Here is a 14171-nt window from a genome sequence, read left to right as displayed (position 1 = left end):
CGGGCCCGGTGATTGCCCCGGGCCCGGTCGCAGGCTAATGTGATGAGGCCGCCGATGCGGTCGGATTTTCTGTCGGTACCTTGATCTGGCGCATTGGCAGTTTGTTCGTACTGGTTTGTAGTAGACGGTCGTTCATCAGCAGGGAGCCTACATGTCCAACCCTCCATCGTTTTCTTCCGGACCAAGCGCCGCCCCTTCGGAGGCCGCCGGCCCTGTTTGGCATGCCGCATCCGTTGCCGACGCTCGTCAGCACCTGAAAGCATCGAGCCCTTTATCGCAGGCCGACGTTGATGCCCGGCTGGCAAGCTATGGTCCGAATCAGCTGCCAGAGACCCGGAGTGCCGGGCCTTTGCGCCGTCTGGCTCGACAGCTCAATAATTTCCTTATTTACGTGCTTCTGACCGCTGTGTTCATTACCGCTGCGCTTGGCCATTGGGTGGACTCCGGGGTTATTCTGGCGGTGGTGGTGATCCAGGCGCTGGTGGGGTTTATTCAGGAAGGTAAGGCAGAGCAGGCTTTGTCTGCCATTCGCCATATGCTGGCCCCCAAGGCCAGGGTGGTTCGGGAAGACGGTCAGCATCAGGTGGATGCCACCGGGCTGGTTCCGGGCGATACCGTACTGCTGGAGCCCGGCGACCGGGTGCCTGCCGATATCCGGCTGGAGAAGTGCCACAACCTGAAGGTTGAGGAAGCCATACTGACGGGGGAATCCGAGGCGGTAGACAAAGCCGTAGAACCGGTAGCGTCAGATGCAGCCTTGGGTGATCAGGTCAGCATGGTGTTTTCTGGCACCATGGTGGCTACTGGCACCGGTCGCGGTGTGGTGGTTCGTACTGGAGCGAATACCGAGATCGGTCGAATCTCTGGCTTGCTGGCAACCACCACGTCACTGAAAACACCGCTGCTTGAGCAGATGGATCGCTTTGCCCGGGTGCTTTCCATTATTGTAATACTGGCCGGCATTGGTATTTTCCTTGGTGGCCTGGCATTCAGCGGTCTAGCGTTCCGGGAGTTGTTCATGGCGGTTGTGGGCCTGACGGTTGCCGCAATTCCGGAAGGGCTCCCGGCCATTCTGACCATCACCCTGGCTATCGGTGTTCGGCAAATGGCAAAACGCCAGGCGGTGGTCCGGCGTATGCCCGTGATAGAAACCCTTGGCGCGGTGTCGGTGATCTGCTCGGATAAAACCGGCACCCTGACCCGCAACGAAATGATGGTGACGGCGGTTGTTGCCGGTGGTCAGAGATTCGATGTTACCGGTGAAGGCTACAGCTTCGATGGCATGATCTGCCGGGACCAACAACCAGTAGAGAGTTCCGGATTGCTGGTAGAAATGGCCAGGGCAACCGCCCTGTGCAATGACGCCAGCCTGGGTGAAAAGGATGGCCGCCCCGTTATCCACGGCGACCCGATGGAAGCAGCCCTCAAGGTCTTTGCCCGCAAGGCCGAATTCGATACCGAATCCAGTTCCGGAGACTGGCCTAGAATCCATGAGATACCGTTTGATACCCGCATCCGGTTCATGGCGACCCTTCACCATGATCATCATGGCCATGAGGTTGCCTACCTGAAAGGGGCGCCGGAGCGGATACTGGAGATGTGTACCAGTGAAGTGACCGGGGACGGTGGTGTGGTGGCACTCGACAGACAACGCTGGGATGACACGGTCACCGAGATGGCGTCGGAAGGGCTAAGGGTTCTGGCGATTGCCCGAAAGCCAATGGCTGAAGCGGGGCGCCAACTGGTGGTTGAAGACCTTGAGCAGGGGGGGGAGCTTCTGGGTGTTGTCGGGTTGTTAGACCCACCCCGGCAAGAGGCCATTCAGGCCATTGAAGAGTGCCATAATGCGGGCATCAGGGTGAAGATGATTACCGGTGACCATGCCCTGACCGCAGGAGCGATCGCCCGAAAACTGGGTTTACGAAACAGCGAGCGAGTGCTCACCGGCAAGGAACTGGACGAACTGAATGATGACCAGTTGCGAGAGTTGGCCGGTGAGGTGGATGTGTTTGCCCGTACCAGCCCTGAACACAAACTGCGTTTGGTCCAGGCGTTGCAGGCACTGCACGGTGTGGTCGCCATGACCGGTGACGGCGTGAACGATGCGCCGGCCCTGAAACGGGCCGACGTTGGTATCGCCATGGGTGTGAAAGGCTCTGAAGCCGCCAGAGAAGCGTCATCCGTGGTGCTGCTGGACGATAACTTTGCCAGTATCGCAGCGGCCGTTCGGGAGGGGCGGACGGTCTATACCAATCTGCGTAAAGCCATTGCCTTTCTGTTGCCAGTCAACGGGGGGGAATCCATCAGTCTGATCACGGCTCTTTTACTGGGACTTGCCTTGCCGATTTCAGCCTTGCAGATTCTGTGGGTCAATATGGTCAGCTCAGTGGTATTGGCGATGACACTGGCGTTTGAGCCCCCGGAACCCGGCGTCATGAAACAGCCGCCGCGCCCCAAGGAAGAGTCACTGTTACAGGGCTTCGTGGTCTGGCGGGTTGTGTTCGTGTCGTTCCTGTTCCTGGCGGGGATATTCGGGGCCTGGTTCTGGGCCATGCATCGCTTCGATGATATGGCCGTGGCCAGTACCCTGGCAGTGAATACTCTGGTGGCGATGGAAGTGTTTTACCTGTTTGCCGTACGTTACCTGGATACGCCTTCCATCACCTTACGGGGAGTGCTGGGCACGCCAATCGTGTTACTGGCGGTTGCTTCGGTGATTGGCCTTCAGTTGCTGTTCACCTATACGCCCTGGTTCCAGGCGACCTTTGGCACCAGCGCGCTATCACTGGAATTGCTGGGTTTTGCCTGTGTGGTGGGTGTGGCCGTTCTGATGTTGCTGGAGCTAGAAACGGCCATTCGCCGTCGGGTAGCCCTCAAGGTAAGCCGCGGGTAATAACAGAAGGATCTCCGCGACCTTCCACGGCTGCCAGCTCTGCGCTGGACAGCCACTCCCCCGGCGGTTTGTCCATGACGTCGGCACAGGCCGCCAGGGCGTGGCCCCAGGAACACTGGTTGGCGAACAGCATGCCGGCTTCGTTCAGGGTGCCACCGCGGTTGATGTATCCCAATACCCGTGAATGGGCGGGCTGGGGGAACAGAGTGTGCAGGTGTCCCCGGAATACTTCCGGGCGTATATGGGTTAGTGCCACTCGCCGCTGCATCCGGTGCGGGAACAGCCGTTCCCGCTCGAACTCGGTCAGGCAGGCGGCCGCTTCAAGGGGATCCCGGGGCTGGCGGAACCGCCCGGGTTCCTGCAGGTAGACCAGGCGGAACGGCGTTCCGGTTTCCCGCAAACGTTCGCAGGCGCGAATGGCCTCTGACAGTTGATAGGCACCGTTGGCAATCAGCAGCAGGGGCTCCTCACCGGCGGAGGTGTCCTCGTCGACCACCAGGGCGCCGTGCCTGGCCAGGCGTTCAGCCTCGTTGGCATTGAACACACAGGGCCGGTCGCGCTTCGGGATAACCATGCAGCTGATTCTTCCGCGTTCGGTGAATACCGACGGCAGAACCGCGAGGGTGCTGTTGTAGTCGGCAGGGAAAAGCACCCGGGATACATCGCTCATTTCACCCAGCATGGCCTCGCAGAATGTGGTGTCCTGATGGGACTGCTCGTTCTTGCCGTTTTCCCAGGTGTGGGAGGTGGCTATGATCGGGAAGCCAAGCCAGCGGGCGGGCCTGCCCACCTCTTTCTGGTGCCTGGCAAAAATCAGCTCCTGTCGCACCGCACCGAGCATTTTTACGCAGAAGGCCTCATAACTGGCGACCAGATTCAGGCCTGCCTTGTTCCCCAGGCAGGCGGAGACCACCGCCTCTTCGTTGAGGGCAGTGATGATATGGCCGTGAATGGATTCGTCATCGCTTTCCGGATCGTTTACCCGATGCCTGAGGTCCTTGAGAACACCCGTCAGCCGGTTACTTGCCAGTTCATCCGGATTGCCTACTCTGGGCCGAAGATCCGGATTGCTCTTGGTCAGTGCCCGGAAGAAGGCGTCTACTGCCGTCATCGGTGATGACTTGTCCTGACTGTAAGGCAATACCGGAACCTGGGGTTCGCGTGGGTTGCGCAGTGCCAGGGGGTGATCCCGCTCAAGGGGGCGCTGTTGCTGCCGGTGCTCATTAAGTGCTGCGACGGCCCATTCAAGTTCTTCCGGTGACACCCACAGAGGCTGGATGTGCTCGTTGAACAGGTCCCGGGCCCGCGTGTCCAGCCGTGGGTTGCCCGGCAGGGGCAGGTTGTGAGCGGAATTCTGGCCGGCACCGTAGAACCCGAAACCCTTGGTGGTTTCGGCGATACCGTAGGGAATACGGACAGGGTAGCTGGCTTCACCCCGGCTGGCGGCGTCGCCTTGGGCGGCCAGTGTCCGTTCCATATCAAATAAAGTGCAGACGAACGCCGCCGGATCTTTGCCATCGAAACGTACTGGCTCAAATCCGTGTGCTTCAAGGAGTTCGGCGAAGCGCTCCAGCCCTTCCCGGGTGCCTAGCTCGGTGCGTTGTTCAATTCTTCGGCCATTGGCAATCATGATCGGCAGAACCTGCCCGCAATCGTCTGCCCGCCACCAGCGCGGAATCCAGTCGCTGCCTCTCTGTTCCTCGGCGGCGCCATCCGAGAGGAAGGCCACCAGCGATTCGCCCGGCAGCGGCATGTGGGCGTACTGCAGTTCGGCAAAGCCCAGGTAGCCGCCCTCCAGGATGCCCCCGGCGGTATGCGGATTGACGTGGCTGCCGAGGGGGGAGGCCATGGCACCGTCGGGCTTCTGGCGGTAGCTGTAGAAGTCAGCGGCAAGCCGCGACAAACCTTCAGGTGCCAGGTAGCGCGCCCGCTGTTCCGGATGCAGGTTGCCCGTCAACACGTTGAGGGCGTCGACGGCGGCAACGCAATGGCCCTGGCCCATCAGCCAGCTCCGGGTTTGCCCGGTCAGGTTGTTCAAGGCCAGATAAGCGGCGTAGGCCGGCACCATATTGAGGGCGCCACCGGTATGGCCCTCAGGTGATGCTTTGAAATCCTGGGCAGCCAATGGCGCCCCGGAAATGTCTACCCGGTTGCAGTAGGTCATGTGCACCACCAACCAGAGCCCTGCGCTGGTTAGCCGGTCGAGGTACGCCAGTTTCTGGTAGACGGTATCGGTATCGGGCTGGAGGCCATCCGCCACCAGTTTTCGAGCCAGGACCTGAACCCTGGCTTCGGTGTCTTCCGAGTGGCGGATAACACCATAGCCCTGCTGCCAGCGTTGGTAGGCTGCACCGTTGCATGCAGCAGCCGGTGATGGAACTTGTACGTTGGGCGATGGCATGGTGCGGCCTCCATGGCTTTCGAACTTGAGAGTGTGAAAGAAGTGTAAAACGCCCGGCCCGGGGAGCCCTTGATTCAGGTCAGTCGTAATTGCATCTTTTCGGAAGCGTCACAAAGCCGCGACCGATGGGTTGGGTTATCGGTAGAAACGTTATAGGATGTTTTTTCCAAACTTGTCCTGAAAGGAATCAGACAATGAGTAAAGCTATTGTGCTGTTGGGAGATCTTGGTTCAGACCATCAGGGTTTCCCGCCCACCCCGGTTCTCGCCGGTTCTCCCGATGTACTCGTGGATGGCAAGCCAGTTGCCCGTCTGGGCGACCCCCTTGCGCCCCATTCCAAGCCCAAGCACTCCAGCCACCCCAGAGTGATTGCAGAAGGGTCACCTTCGGTAATGATCAATGGCAAGCCGGCTGCCATCACTGGCAGCGCTGTATCCTGCGGCGGGGTGACGATCGGTAGCGGCTCTGTTGTTATCGGGGGCTGACCAGCGCTGCCCTGACCCTTTCGGGTCGTGCCCAGTAGTAACCCTGGCCGTGCAGGCCGGGGAACTGCTGCAGCCACAGGGCGATGGCTTCATCCTCTACCCCTTCAACAACCACACCAAGGTCCAGTGCCTCGCCTAGCTCGAGGGCTGCCCGCAGAATTTTCTGGCGGACCGGGTAGAGCAGTACGTCTTGCAGGAAACTGCGGTCAATCTTCAGTTCATCCAGCGGGAAGCTGGCCAGGTTGCCCAGGGATGAGTGCCCGGAACCAAAGTCGTCCAGAGCAATGCGGAACCCCATGCTGCTCAGGGTCCGGATAGCGCGCCGGGCAACTTCCGGGTCGGCCATGGCGGCGGTTTCTGTGATTTCCAGAATGACCCGGTCCGGGCTGACCCCGTGCCGGCGGGTGATGGCGCCGGCTTCCTCATGGAACAATGGATGGGCAACGTCTTTGGCAGAGATGTTGACGGCAACACCGATGCTTTCCCCGTAGCGCTCCTGCAATGGGGCAAAATCCTGGCAGGCCTGGTCCAGTACCCACAAGGTCACGGAATGGATGATGCCCACCTGTTCGGCCAGGGGAATCCAGTGATCCGGGGGAATCCGGCCAAATTCCGGATGCTGCCAGCGAATCAGCGCCTCGGTTGAGCGCACCTTGCCATCCCGAATGCTCACCTTGGGCTGGTATTCCAGCCACATGTCGCCGCAGCGCAGGGCATCTTCAATATCCAGCATCAGGATTTGCTGTTGGTACTGCCAGTCGGCAATGGCTGGGTCGTAGATCGCCATCGGGCAGGTTTCATCCAGTGATGCAAAGCCAGCGGAGGAGAGCACACTGGCGGCATCGGTGCCATGCTCGGGAGCGTAGGCAACCCCCATCGATGCCGCCCAGGAGAACGAAAACCGCCCCTCACGGAAGTTCTCTGACAGCCAGTGACTGACGGTCTCCAGTAATTCGCGGTCCTGTGCCGGGTCACTGCCGCGAACCATGGCGAAGGCATGGTTGACGGTGTCGAGTGTGGCGATGCCGTAGCCATTGATCATGATCAGCCGATCACCGAGAGTGCGTTTGAGGTAGCGGTTCAAACGACGCAGGTATTGTTTGAGCAGGTCTTCGGCTGTCCGGTAGCCCAGGGCCTGTTCCAGTTCGTTGAACCGCGCCAGGCGGATCAGACACAATGTGTAGGGGGTTTGCTGACAGTCGATGTTGCCCAGGGTTTCTTCCAGCATCGGCCGGTTCGGTTTGCCGGTAACCCGGTGGGTTTTCAGTACCCGGTCATAATCCCGCTCGATGCGGGCTCGCAGTTTCTGTTCCTCCTGCACCCGAATATCCGAACTCAGGCGACGCTTACGCTCTTCCAGCAGCAGACGGCCAACACCGCTGGTCAGTATCAGCGATCCGGCGGCTGCCCCCAAAAAGAAGGCGGAGTCGGTCAGCGGTGTGACCGGGAACCAGCCGATGGTCCGCAGTGAACTAATGGCGGCACCCAGGACAATGGCAAGCACCGACAGTGCGTAATAGCGGGCGTAAACGTGTTTGCGAAGCTGGCTGAGGACCAGGGCCAGGATGAAGGCGCCACCGGCGGCGCTGATGATCAGAAAAACGTCCTGTCCGAGTAATGGCAGTGGTAAAGGAGCGGCCAGCAAATGCAGCCCGGCAGCCATGCTGAAGCCCCGGAGAATTCTGCGGCCCGTGCGGTGGATGGCCATGAAATGGGGGGTGAATTCGCACAGCGCGATCAGGCACAGCGACAGGCTGACCGAGAGCAGTGAGTTGAGCTCTGGCATGCCTGGCCAGAATAACCATAGCCCGAGGCCATCCATAACCAGCTGGCTGTAAATTACGCCGATCATCAGCACACTGAGCCAGGCAAGCCCGGGGCGTTTCAGCTTGGCGACGATGCTCAGGTTGAGTAAAAGGGCGAACACCAGCAATCCGGTAACAAACGATTTCCACGCGGTGCTGAAGGTACCTTCGCTGACGACCTCATTGCCTCCTGCAACAGACAGCGGCAACATCACCGGGCCGCTGTTCCTGACCTCCATCAGCAATACGGTTTCGCCGGGCTGAAGAGTGACTGGCCAGATCCACTGGGGCAGCGCCACATAGCGGTTATCAAACGGGTATTGGTCACCCATCACCGGGAGCGTCTCGACGGTACCGTCCGGATGAATCAGAGCCGGCTGGAGGTGGTCCAGATAGGGAGCCGGTACCACCAGTTGGCTGTCGACCGGTTCTTGCCCCTCGGTTGTCAGTGTCATCCGGAAAGTGGAGGGCATTCTCGGATAGCCGATGCCGGCACGGTCCTTTGACAGTGGTTCCCAGTCCCCGGAATGCCAGCGTTGCTGTTCAAGTACCTCGGCCAGTGGGGCGAGCAGGTAGTGGGACTGCGGGTGCAACCTGACTGGAGAAGCACTGCCAATGGTTGCCGTCAGGGTCTGGTCGGGGGCGGCGGAAGGTGCATTGAGGAGCGCAGCGGTTAGGCTGTAGCCGGCGGCCAGAAACAGGATGAGGAAGGGGAGCCAGCGATTCAGTGATTGCAAAAAAGGCAGCCTGGTCAGCGGGGGGCGGCTGGTCTGGTTTGCGGGTTCGGAATCCATTCGGTGAACATCCTGGCAACGTGGTCGGCTGAAGATTACCTAAAATTACAACCGTTAACGCGTTGTAACAATATGAATTTCAACAAATTTTAATGTATTTGATCGTATTTTGCATTTGCTGTTTAAAACGCATGATTAAAATGAGACCTGCGCAACAGATGGTTGGCGCTGGTATAGTAGGCGTTTCGGCGAGGCGACAGGATAAGGTTCGGGAGTGCAACGCAGTATGATTTTCATCAAGCGGTTATTCATCATGCCGGTGCTGCTGGCGGTCACGTTGTTGTCGGCAAACCCGGTACTGGCGAGCAGTCAGGGAATGCCGGCACTGGCATCGGTCAATGCCGCCGCCGCGGTTGCTGGAGACGACGCGCTGCTGTTTGGCAAGAATGCCGATCGGCCGGTTCCGATTGCGTCAATCACCAAGCTGATGACTGCCCTGGTGGTTGTGGAATCCGGCCAGGACATGAATGAATGGCTGACCTTCGAAGAGCGCCACGTGCCCGCAGCGGCAAATGCCTGGACCCGTATTCGCGTGGGCTCGCGATTGAAGCGGAGTGACGTGCTGAGAATTGCCCTGATGTCGTCAGAGAATTTTGCCGCCTACACCCTGGCGCGATCCTATCCCGATGGTTTCGATGGCTTTGTCGCGGCGATGAACGCCAAGGCAGTCGAACTTGGTATGGATAACACCCGGTTTGTTGATCCTACCGGGCTGTCTGTCGAGAATGTGTCCAGCGCCTCTGATCTGGTACGGCTTGCCAATGCGGCACTGGCGCATCCACTGATTGGCGAATACTCGACCACTGGCTATTACCGTGCTGAATTCAGGGGGCCCAGGTACAGCCTGTCGTTTGGTAACACCAACGCCTTGGTGCATCGTCAAAGCTGGGGAGTAGGGCTGAGCAAGACGGGCTACCTGACGGAGGCTGGAAGGTGCCTGATCATGGTGTCCGAAATGGACAGCAAGCCGGTGATTACGGTGCTGCTGGATTCGTTGGGCACCCGATCGCCGATGGGCGATGCCGGCCGAATCAAACGTTGGCTGGCAAGTGGCGACCCCGGGTCTGTGGCGGCTGCGGCAAAACGCTACGAGCAGGAGAAAAACGCGGCCTGGGCGGCGACCGAGGGAAGCCAGACCGCGCGTATCAACCAATAACAGGTTTCAGCTGACGATGATCCAGATACTGACGACCGGCGGCACCATCGACAAGGTGTACTTTGATGCCAACAGCAAGTTTGAAATTGGTGAGAGCCTGCTCCCGGAGGTGCTCCAGGAGTCCAATATCCACGATGGCTACATCATCCGCGAGCTGATGCGCAAGGACAGCCTGGAACTCACTGACGATGACCGGGCGACCATTCTGGAGGCTGTTCGTACCTCGGACTGTTCCAGAATCCTGATTACCCATGGTACCGATACCATGGCCCAAACCGCCCAGGTGCTAAAGCCGCTGGCGGACCGCACCATTGTGCTGACCGGTGCCATGCAGCCCGCCCGTATGCGCCGCAGCGATGCCACCTTCAACATCGGTTTTGCCTGGGCGGCGGCACAGCTTCTGCCACCGGGTGTCTATATTGCCATGAACGGTGAAGTCTTTGAGGCGGGCGCGGTGCGCAAAAACCTGGAAGCCCAGAAGTTCGAGCGTATTGCCACTGACTAATCGGGCTCTGCCACGGACTGGATTTCCTGCGCGGTCAATGAGCGGTAGTGCCCGGGCGCCAGGGCCGGGTCGAGAACGATGTCGCCAATGCTCTGCCGGTGCAGTGCCTTTACGTGGTTGCCCACCGCGGCCACCATGCGCTTTACCTGATGGTACTTGCCTTCGCGGATGATCAGTTCGATCTCGGTTGCCGAGTGTTGCAGCACCTGGGCGGGTAGCGTCGGTTTTTGCTCGCCCTTCAGTTCAATACCTTGCTCAAGTGCCTGGCAGGCATGTTCGTCCAGCGGTTCGGCCAGGGTAACCCGGTAGGTTTTCGGGCAAGCCCGGCGTGGTGACGTTATCTGATGAGACCATTGGCCGTCGCTGGTCAGAAGTAACAATCCGGTGGTGTCTTTGTCGAGCCGGCCAGCGATATGAACCTGTCGGGCCAGTTCAGGGGGCAGAAGATCAACAGCGGTAGGCTGGTTGCTGTCGTTGGTGGCACTGATAACCCCGGCCGGCTTGTTCATCATCAGGTACAGGCCACCGGGCAGGGCCAGCGCCTGGTTGTCCAATGTCACCTTTGCGTGCTCCGGAACCTGGCTGTTGGCACCCTTGGTCATTTTACCATCCACCTGCACTCGCCCAGCTGAAATTGCTCGCTTGCTGTCCTTGCGGGAAAGCCCGCTGCTGTTGGCGACAAACTGATCCAGGCGCATCAGCAACCGTGCCCTTGCGGAGGTGCAGACAGGGTTGCCAGGCACAGCACCGGCGTTCGTCCTGTCAGTCTTGACCAGAGCAGCGGCAGGGCGTCCCGGTTAACCGATGGCCGCGGCAGCCGGCCGCTGGGGATGGGAGTAACACCGGATTCGGAGGTCTCCGCCAGAATGAAGGTAAAGGGGTGAGCACCGGGGATGCCCAGGCGAATGTCTGTAGCGGTGATCTGGTTGCCGGCTAGCCGGTAGTCCAGAAAGCCTCGGGTAAACCATTCAAGACGTCGGGCCTCCGGCAAGGAGGCAACCGATTGCGCCAGATCGGGCCGGCGGGGGAAATGCTCCAGATTCAGTTCATCGCTGCCATCGAGAAACCCGGTTACTATTTCAACCCTGTGTTCGTCAGTGATGGCAGTTACCCGCCATAAAATCGTGTTGAATGGCATCGGCTGAACCAACAAGGAGGCCTCGTTCATACCGACCTCCGCCAGAGCGGGTTGAACCCTGTCGGTGATCCACTGCTGGGCAACCAGGGTCCAGCCCAGGTACAGGGTCGATAGCACCAGGCCGCTGGCAACGGCATTGGTTGCCGGGGGGCGAATCAGGAACACCAGGCAACCCGCCAACAAGGGCAGGGTATACAAAGGGTCAATGATAAAAATGCTGTTGAGGGCAACCGGGTCTCCCAGGGGCCAGAACAATTGGGTGCCATAGGTGGTAAAGGCATCCAGCAGCGGGTGAGTGACCAGAATCAAACCTGCCAGGGCCAGCCACCGTTGATAGGAAAGCTGCGGTTTCCAGCGCCACAAGCCCCAGGCAATCAGGAACGACAGCGGAATCAGGATAAACAGGGAATGACTGAAGCCCCGGTGCTGTGTGAAATTGGCCACGGCACTGCCGTAGTCGATGACCACGTCCAGGTCTGGCAGGGTGCCCAACAGTGCGCCGGTGAGCAGGGCAGAGCGACCGAGTGTCTTGCCGGCAACCGCACCGGCAATAGAGGCGCCGAGAGCGGCTTGGGTAATGGAATCCATGAATCTCCGCGACAATATCGTGAGGGATATAGCAGATATTATGCGCTGATTCCGGAATCAGATCACTGGTTGAGAGGAAAGACACCGGCGGGCATGCCGCCGGTGTGGGAGCATCAGACTTTACGGCGACGGGCCAGGCCAAGACCAGCCAGACCAAGGCCAAGTAAGGCGAGGGTGCCGGGCTCTGGCACGGAGCGAACGTTCAGTTTCGCCAGCAGGTTAACCGAGGTAGCCTTGCCTTCTGCGGTATAAATCTCATCAACGCCACCCTCAAAGCCCAGCAGGGTCAGCGAGTAGATGCTGGAGCCGAACTGGAACTCTGAACTTTCAATCATGTTGTCCAGGCGCACAATGTCATCAACGTCTTTGGTTGAACAACCGAAGATAAAGGACAGTGGGCCACAATAGACATTGGGCGTTTCGTTATGGGAAAACTGGAATGTATAGGGGCCAGTGACAGTGCCGTTATCCGGGGTTGTCGAGAAGGTTGCGTAAACATCCAGATCTACGGCAGTGATGCTGTCGCCGGTGATCCGGCTGTTGAAGTGGGTGAAGCTGCCAAGAACAAACGGGTCGCTGGAAGTAATGGTTTCAGGCAGGTTGGTGGCACCCTCAAACCCATACCCGCTTTGCGGCCCTTGTGAACACTCTTTCCACCAAAGTTTGCCGGAACAGGTAACCAGACCTTCACCCCAGCGCAAATTATCAGTTCCCACGCCCTGGATATTGCTGCCGCCAGTGGGGCTTCCCCAGGCACCGGTTACGTTTTCCAGGTCAACCGGGAACGCTGCTGCTGTCGCTGCAAAGCCCATGGCTGCAGTTGCAACGAGTCCTTTCATTAATGTGTTCATGATCTTCACCTTGTTACCAGCTAGTCAGTTTCTCCCGTTACCTTCGGGAATCGCTGGAATTCATAAGCCAGATCTGTGCCAGATGGCTAACCCATTGTTAGTAAAGGGTTAGTAATCTGGTATGCGAACAAGGTGTAAACAAAGCTGACGCAATGAGCGTCAGCTTCCACTGATCACATTCAGTGTCTCGAGCAGGGCTTCCGACGGCATGCCGTCGGCAATCAGGCCCTGGGATTTCTGGAACTCGCGAATGGCCTTGCGGGTGTTCGAGCCCAGGATGCCGTCAGGTTTGCCGCTGGCAAAGCCCTTGTCGTTGAGGTTTTCCTGAAGCTGGATAATCTGGTCTCTCGACAGGGTTGGCTGATCTTCCGGCGGCGGATTCTGTAGCCCCCCGGCCCCGGCAATACGATCCGCCAGGTGGCCTACCGAAATGGCATAGAACTCTGAACGGTTCCAGCCCATGATCACGCGAAAGTTGCTGTAAACCAGAAAGGCCGGGCCCTTGTGGCCACTGGGTACCACCAGTGCCGCCTCTATCGGTTCGTTTGCCAGGGCGTTGCCAAAGGCATCGGTGATGCCCATGCCACGCCATTCAGCCAATGGTAAGCGGCGGCCATCGGACAGGCTGAAGTCAAAGTTGGCTGGCAGAAGGACTTCCCGACCCCATCGATACTCGCCGTCCCAGCCCATGGACTGGAGGAACTTACCCGCAGACATCATGGCGTCCGGCAGGCTGTTCCATAGGTCCCGGCGCCCGTCGCCATCGGCATCGACCGCATGTTGCAGGAACACGGTGGGCATAAACTGGACGTGGCCCATGGCGCCGGCCCATGAGCCTTCCATCTGCTCGGCGGGAATGGCTCCTTCGTCAATGATCTTCAGGACCGCAACGAACTGCTCGGTGAAAAATGTGCTGCGACGCTGGTCGCAGGCCAGGGTTGCCAGCGAGCTGGGCACCGGCATCTTGCCGAAGTAGCTGCCATAGTTGGTCTCAAGACCCCAGAACGCCAGCAGGTAGGGCGCCGGAACTCCGGTTTCCCGGGTAACCCGGTCGAGCAGATCCCGATGCGTTTCGAGTAACTCCCGGCCTTTGGTAGTACGGGACTCATTCGCGCGGCGGTTGAAGTAATCGGCAAACGTGGTGGTGAACTCCGGTTGCCGACGGTCGAGCTCAATCACCCGCTCAATATAGTTAACGTTGGCCAGAACGTCCCGGGCGGTAGCCTCGCTGACGCCGGCACCGACAGCCCTGGCCTCGAGGGATTGTTTGCACTCGGCAAATTGCTCGTCGGTCATAACCGGTATGCTCTGGCCTTGAGCGCCAAAGGCCAGGGCCGACAGTGACAGGGCAGCCAGGGTACGGCGGATGTTCGGCTGTGTAATCAGATGAGCCACAGTAAACCTCTCGGGACGAAGGTAAGCGATCGATGTCGCCATGTTAGCCTGTTTTCCAGCCAGGAAAACACTGCCTGAGGGCCAGGTGTGTGACAATTCTTTAATGCCTGATGGCATCTGTCGTGTTTGTCGTCTTTTTGTTGCGGGTGGGTCACGCTGA

General features: G+C 59.2%; 10 protein-coding genes. 4 read left to right on the top strand and 6 right to left on the bottom strand.

Annotation, left to right across the window (positions count from 1 at the left end):
- The first annotated feature begins 151 nt into the window (after positions 1-151).
- Positions 152-2893 (top strand): cation-translocating P-type ATPase, encoded by a 2742-nt coding sequence (locus tag ACTZWX_RS09830; protein WP_444713770.1) that lies wholly within the window; start codon positions 152-154, stop codon positions 2891-2893.
- Here ACTZWX_RS09830 and ACTZWX_RS09825 read toward each other — a convergent pair.
- On the bottom strand, positions 2874-5294 hold the full coding sequence (locus ACTZWX_RS09825) for a phosphoketolase family protein (protein WP_444713769.1): 2421 nt from the start codon (positions 5292-5294) through the stop codon (positions 2874-2876). The two genes, ACTZWX_RS09830 and ACTZWX_RS09825, sit on opposite strands and share 20 nt — an antisense overlap.
- A 194-nt stretch (positions 5295-5488) precedes the next feature.
- On the opposite strand from ACTZWX_RS09825, the gene ACTZWX_RS09820 reads away from it, so the two are divergent.
- A complete protein-coding gene (locus tag ACTZWX_RS09820; protein WP_152439278.1) occupies positions 5489-5779 on the top strand; it encodes a type VI secretion system PAAR protein in 291 nt (96 codons plus the stop codon).
- Here the strand turns inward: ACTZWX_RS09820 and ACTZWX_RS09815 are convergent.
- Complete coding sequence (locus tag ACTZWX_RS09815) at positions 5766-8378, bottom strand: EAL domain-containing protein (RefSeq protein WP_444713768.1); 2613 nt, start codon at positions 8376-8378, stop codon at positions 5766-5768. The genes ACTZWX_RS09820 and ACTZWX_RS09815 overlap by 14 nt on opposite strands.
- 226 nt (positions 8379-8604) lie before the next feature.
- Between ACTZWX_RS09815 and pbpG the strand changes: the two genes are divergently transcribed.
- Positions 8605-9534, top strand: coding sequence for a D-alanyl-D-alanine endopeptidase (gene pbpG, locus ACTZWX_RS09810; protein WP_228703885.1), 930 nt, complete (start codon positions 8605-8607; stop codon positions 9532-9534).
- 16 nt (positions 9535-9550) lie between these two features.
- Positions 9551-10039 (top strand): asparaginase domain-containing protein, encoded by a 489-nt coding sequence (locus tag ACTZWX_RS09805; RefSeq protein ID WP_444713767.1) that lies wholly within the window; start codon positions 9551-9553, stop codon positions 10037-10039.
- Here ACTZWX_RS09805 and ACTZWX_RS09800 read toward each other — a convergent pair.
- From ACTZWX_RS09800 to ACTZWX_RS09785, 4 genes are all read right to left on the bottom strand, one after another.
- Positions 10036-10782 carry a pseudouridine synthase gene (locus ACTZWX_RS09800; protein WP_444713766.1) on the bottom strand — a complete coding sequence of 249 codons (747 nt, stop codon included), beginning with the start codon at positions 10780-10782 and terminating at the stop codon, positions 10036-10038. The two genes, ACTZWX_RS09805 and ACTZWX_RS09800, sit on opposite strands and share 4 nt — an antisense overlap.
- Positions 10737-11765: a metal-dependent hydrolase gene (locus ACTZWX_RS09795; protein WP_152439275.1), complete on the bottom strand. Its 1029-nt coding sequence runs from the start codon at positions 11763-11765 to the stop codon at positions 10737-10739. Before ACTZWX_RS09795 ends, ACTZWX_RS09800 begins: the two co-directional genes overlap by 46 nt.
- A gap of 113 nt (positions 11766-11878) precedes the next feature.
- Positions 11879-12616 (bottom strand): THxN family PEP-CTERM protein, encoded by a 738-nt coding sequence (locus ACTZWX_RS09790; RefSeq protein ID WP_444713765.1) that lies wholly within the window; start codon positions 12614-12616, stop codon positions 11879-11881.
- Positions 12617-12775: 159 nt separating this feature from the next.
- Complete coding sequence (locus tag ACTZWX_RS09785) at positions 12776-13912, bottom strand: lytic murein transglycosylase (RefSeq protein ID WP_444713858.1); 1137 nt, start codon at positions 13910-13912, stop codon at positions 12776-12778.
- Between the last annotated feature and the right edge of the window lie 259 nt (positions 13913-14171).

This window comes from Marinobacter sp. NSM, assembly GCF_052380025.1.
GTDB lineage: Bacteria > Pseudomonadota > Gammaproteobacteria > Pseudomonadales > Oleiphilaceae > Marinobacter.
Note: the sequence above shows the minus strand (reverse complement) of the source record. Positions and strands in the feature narration are given on the sequence as shown.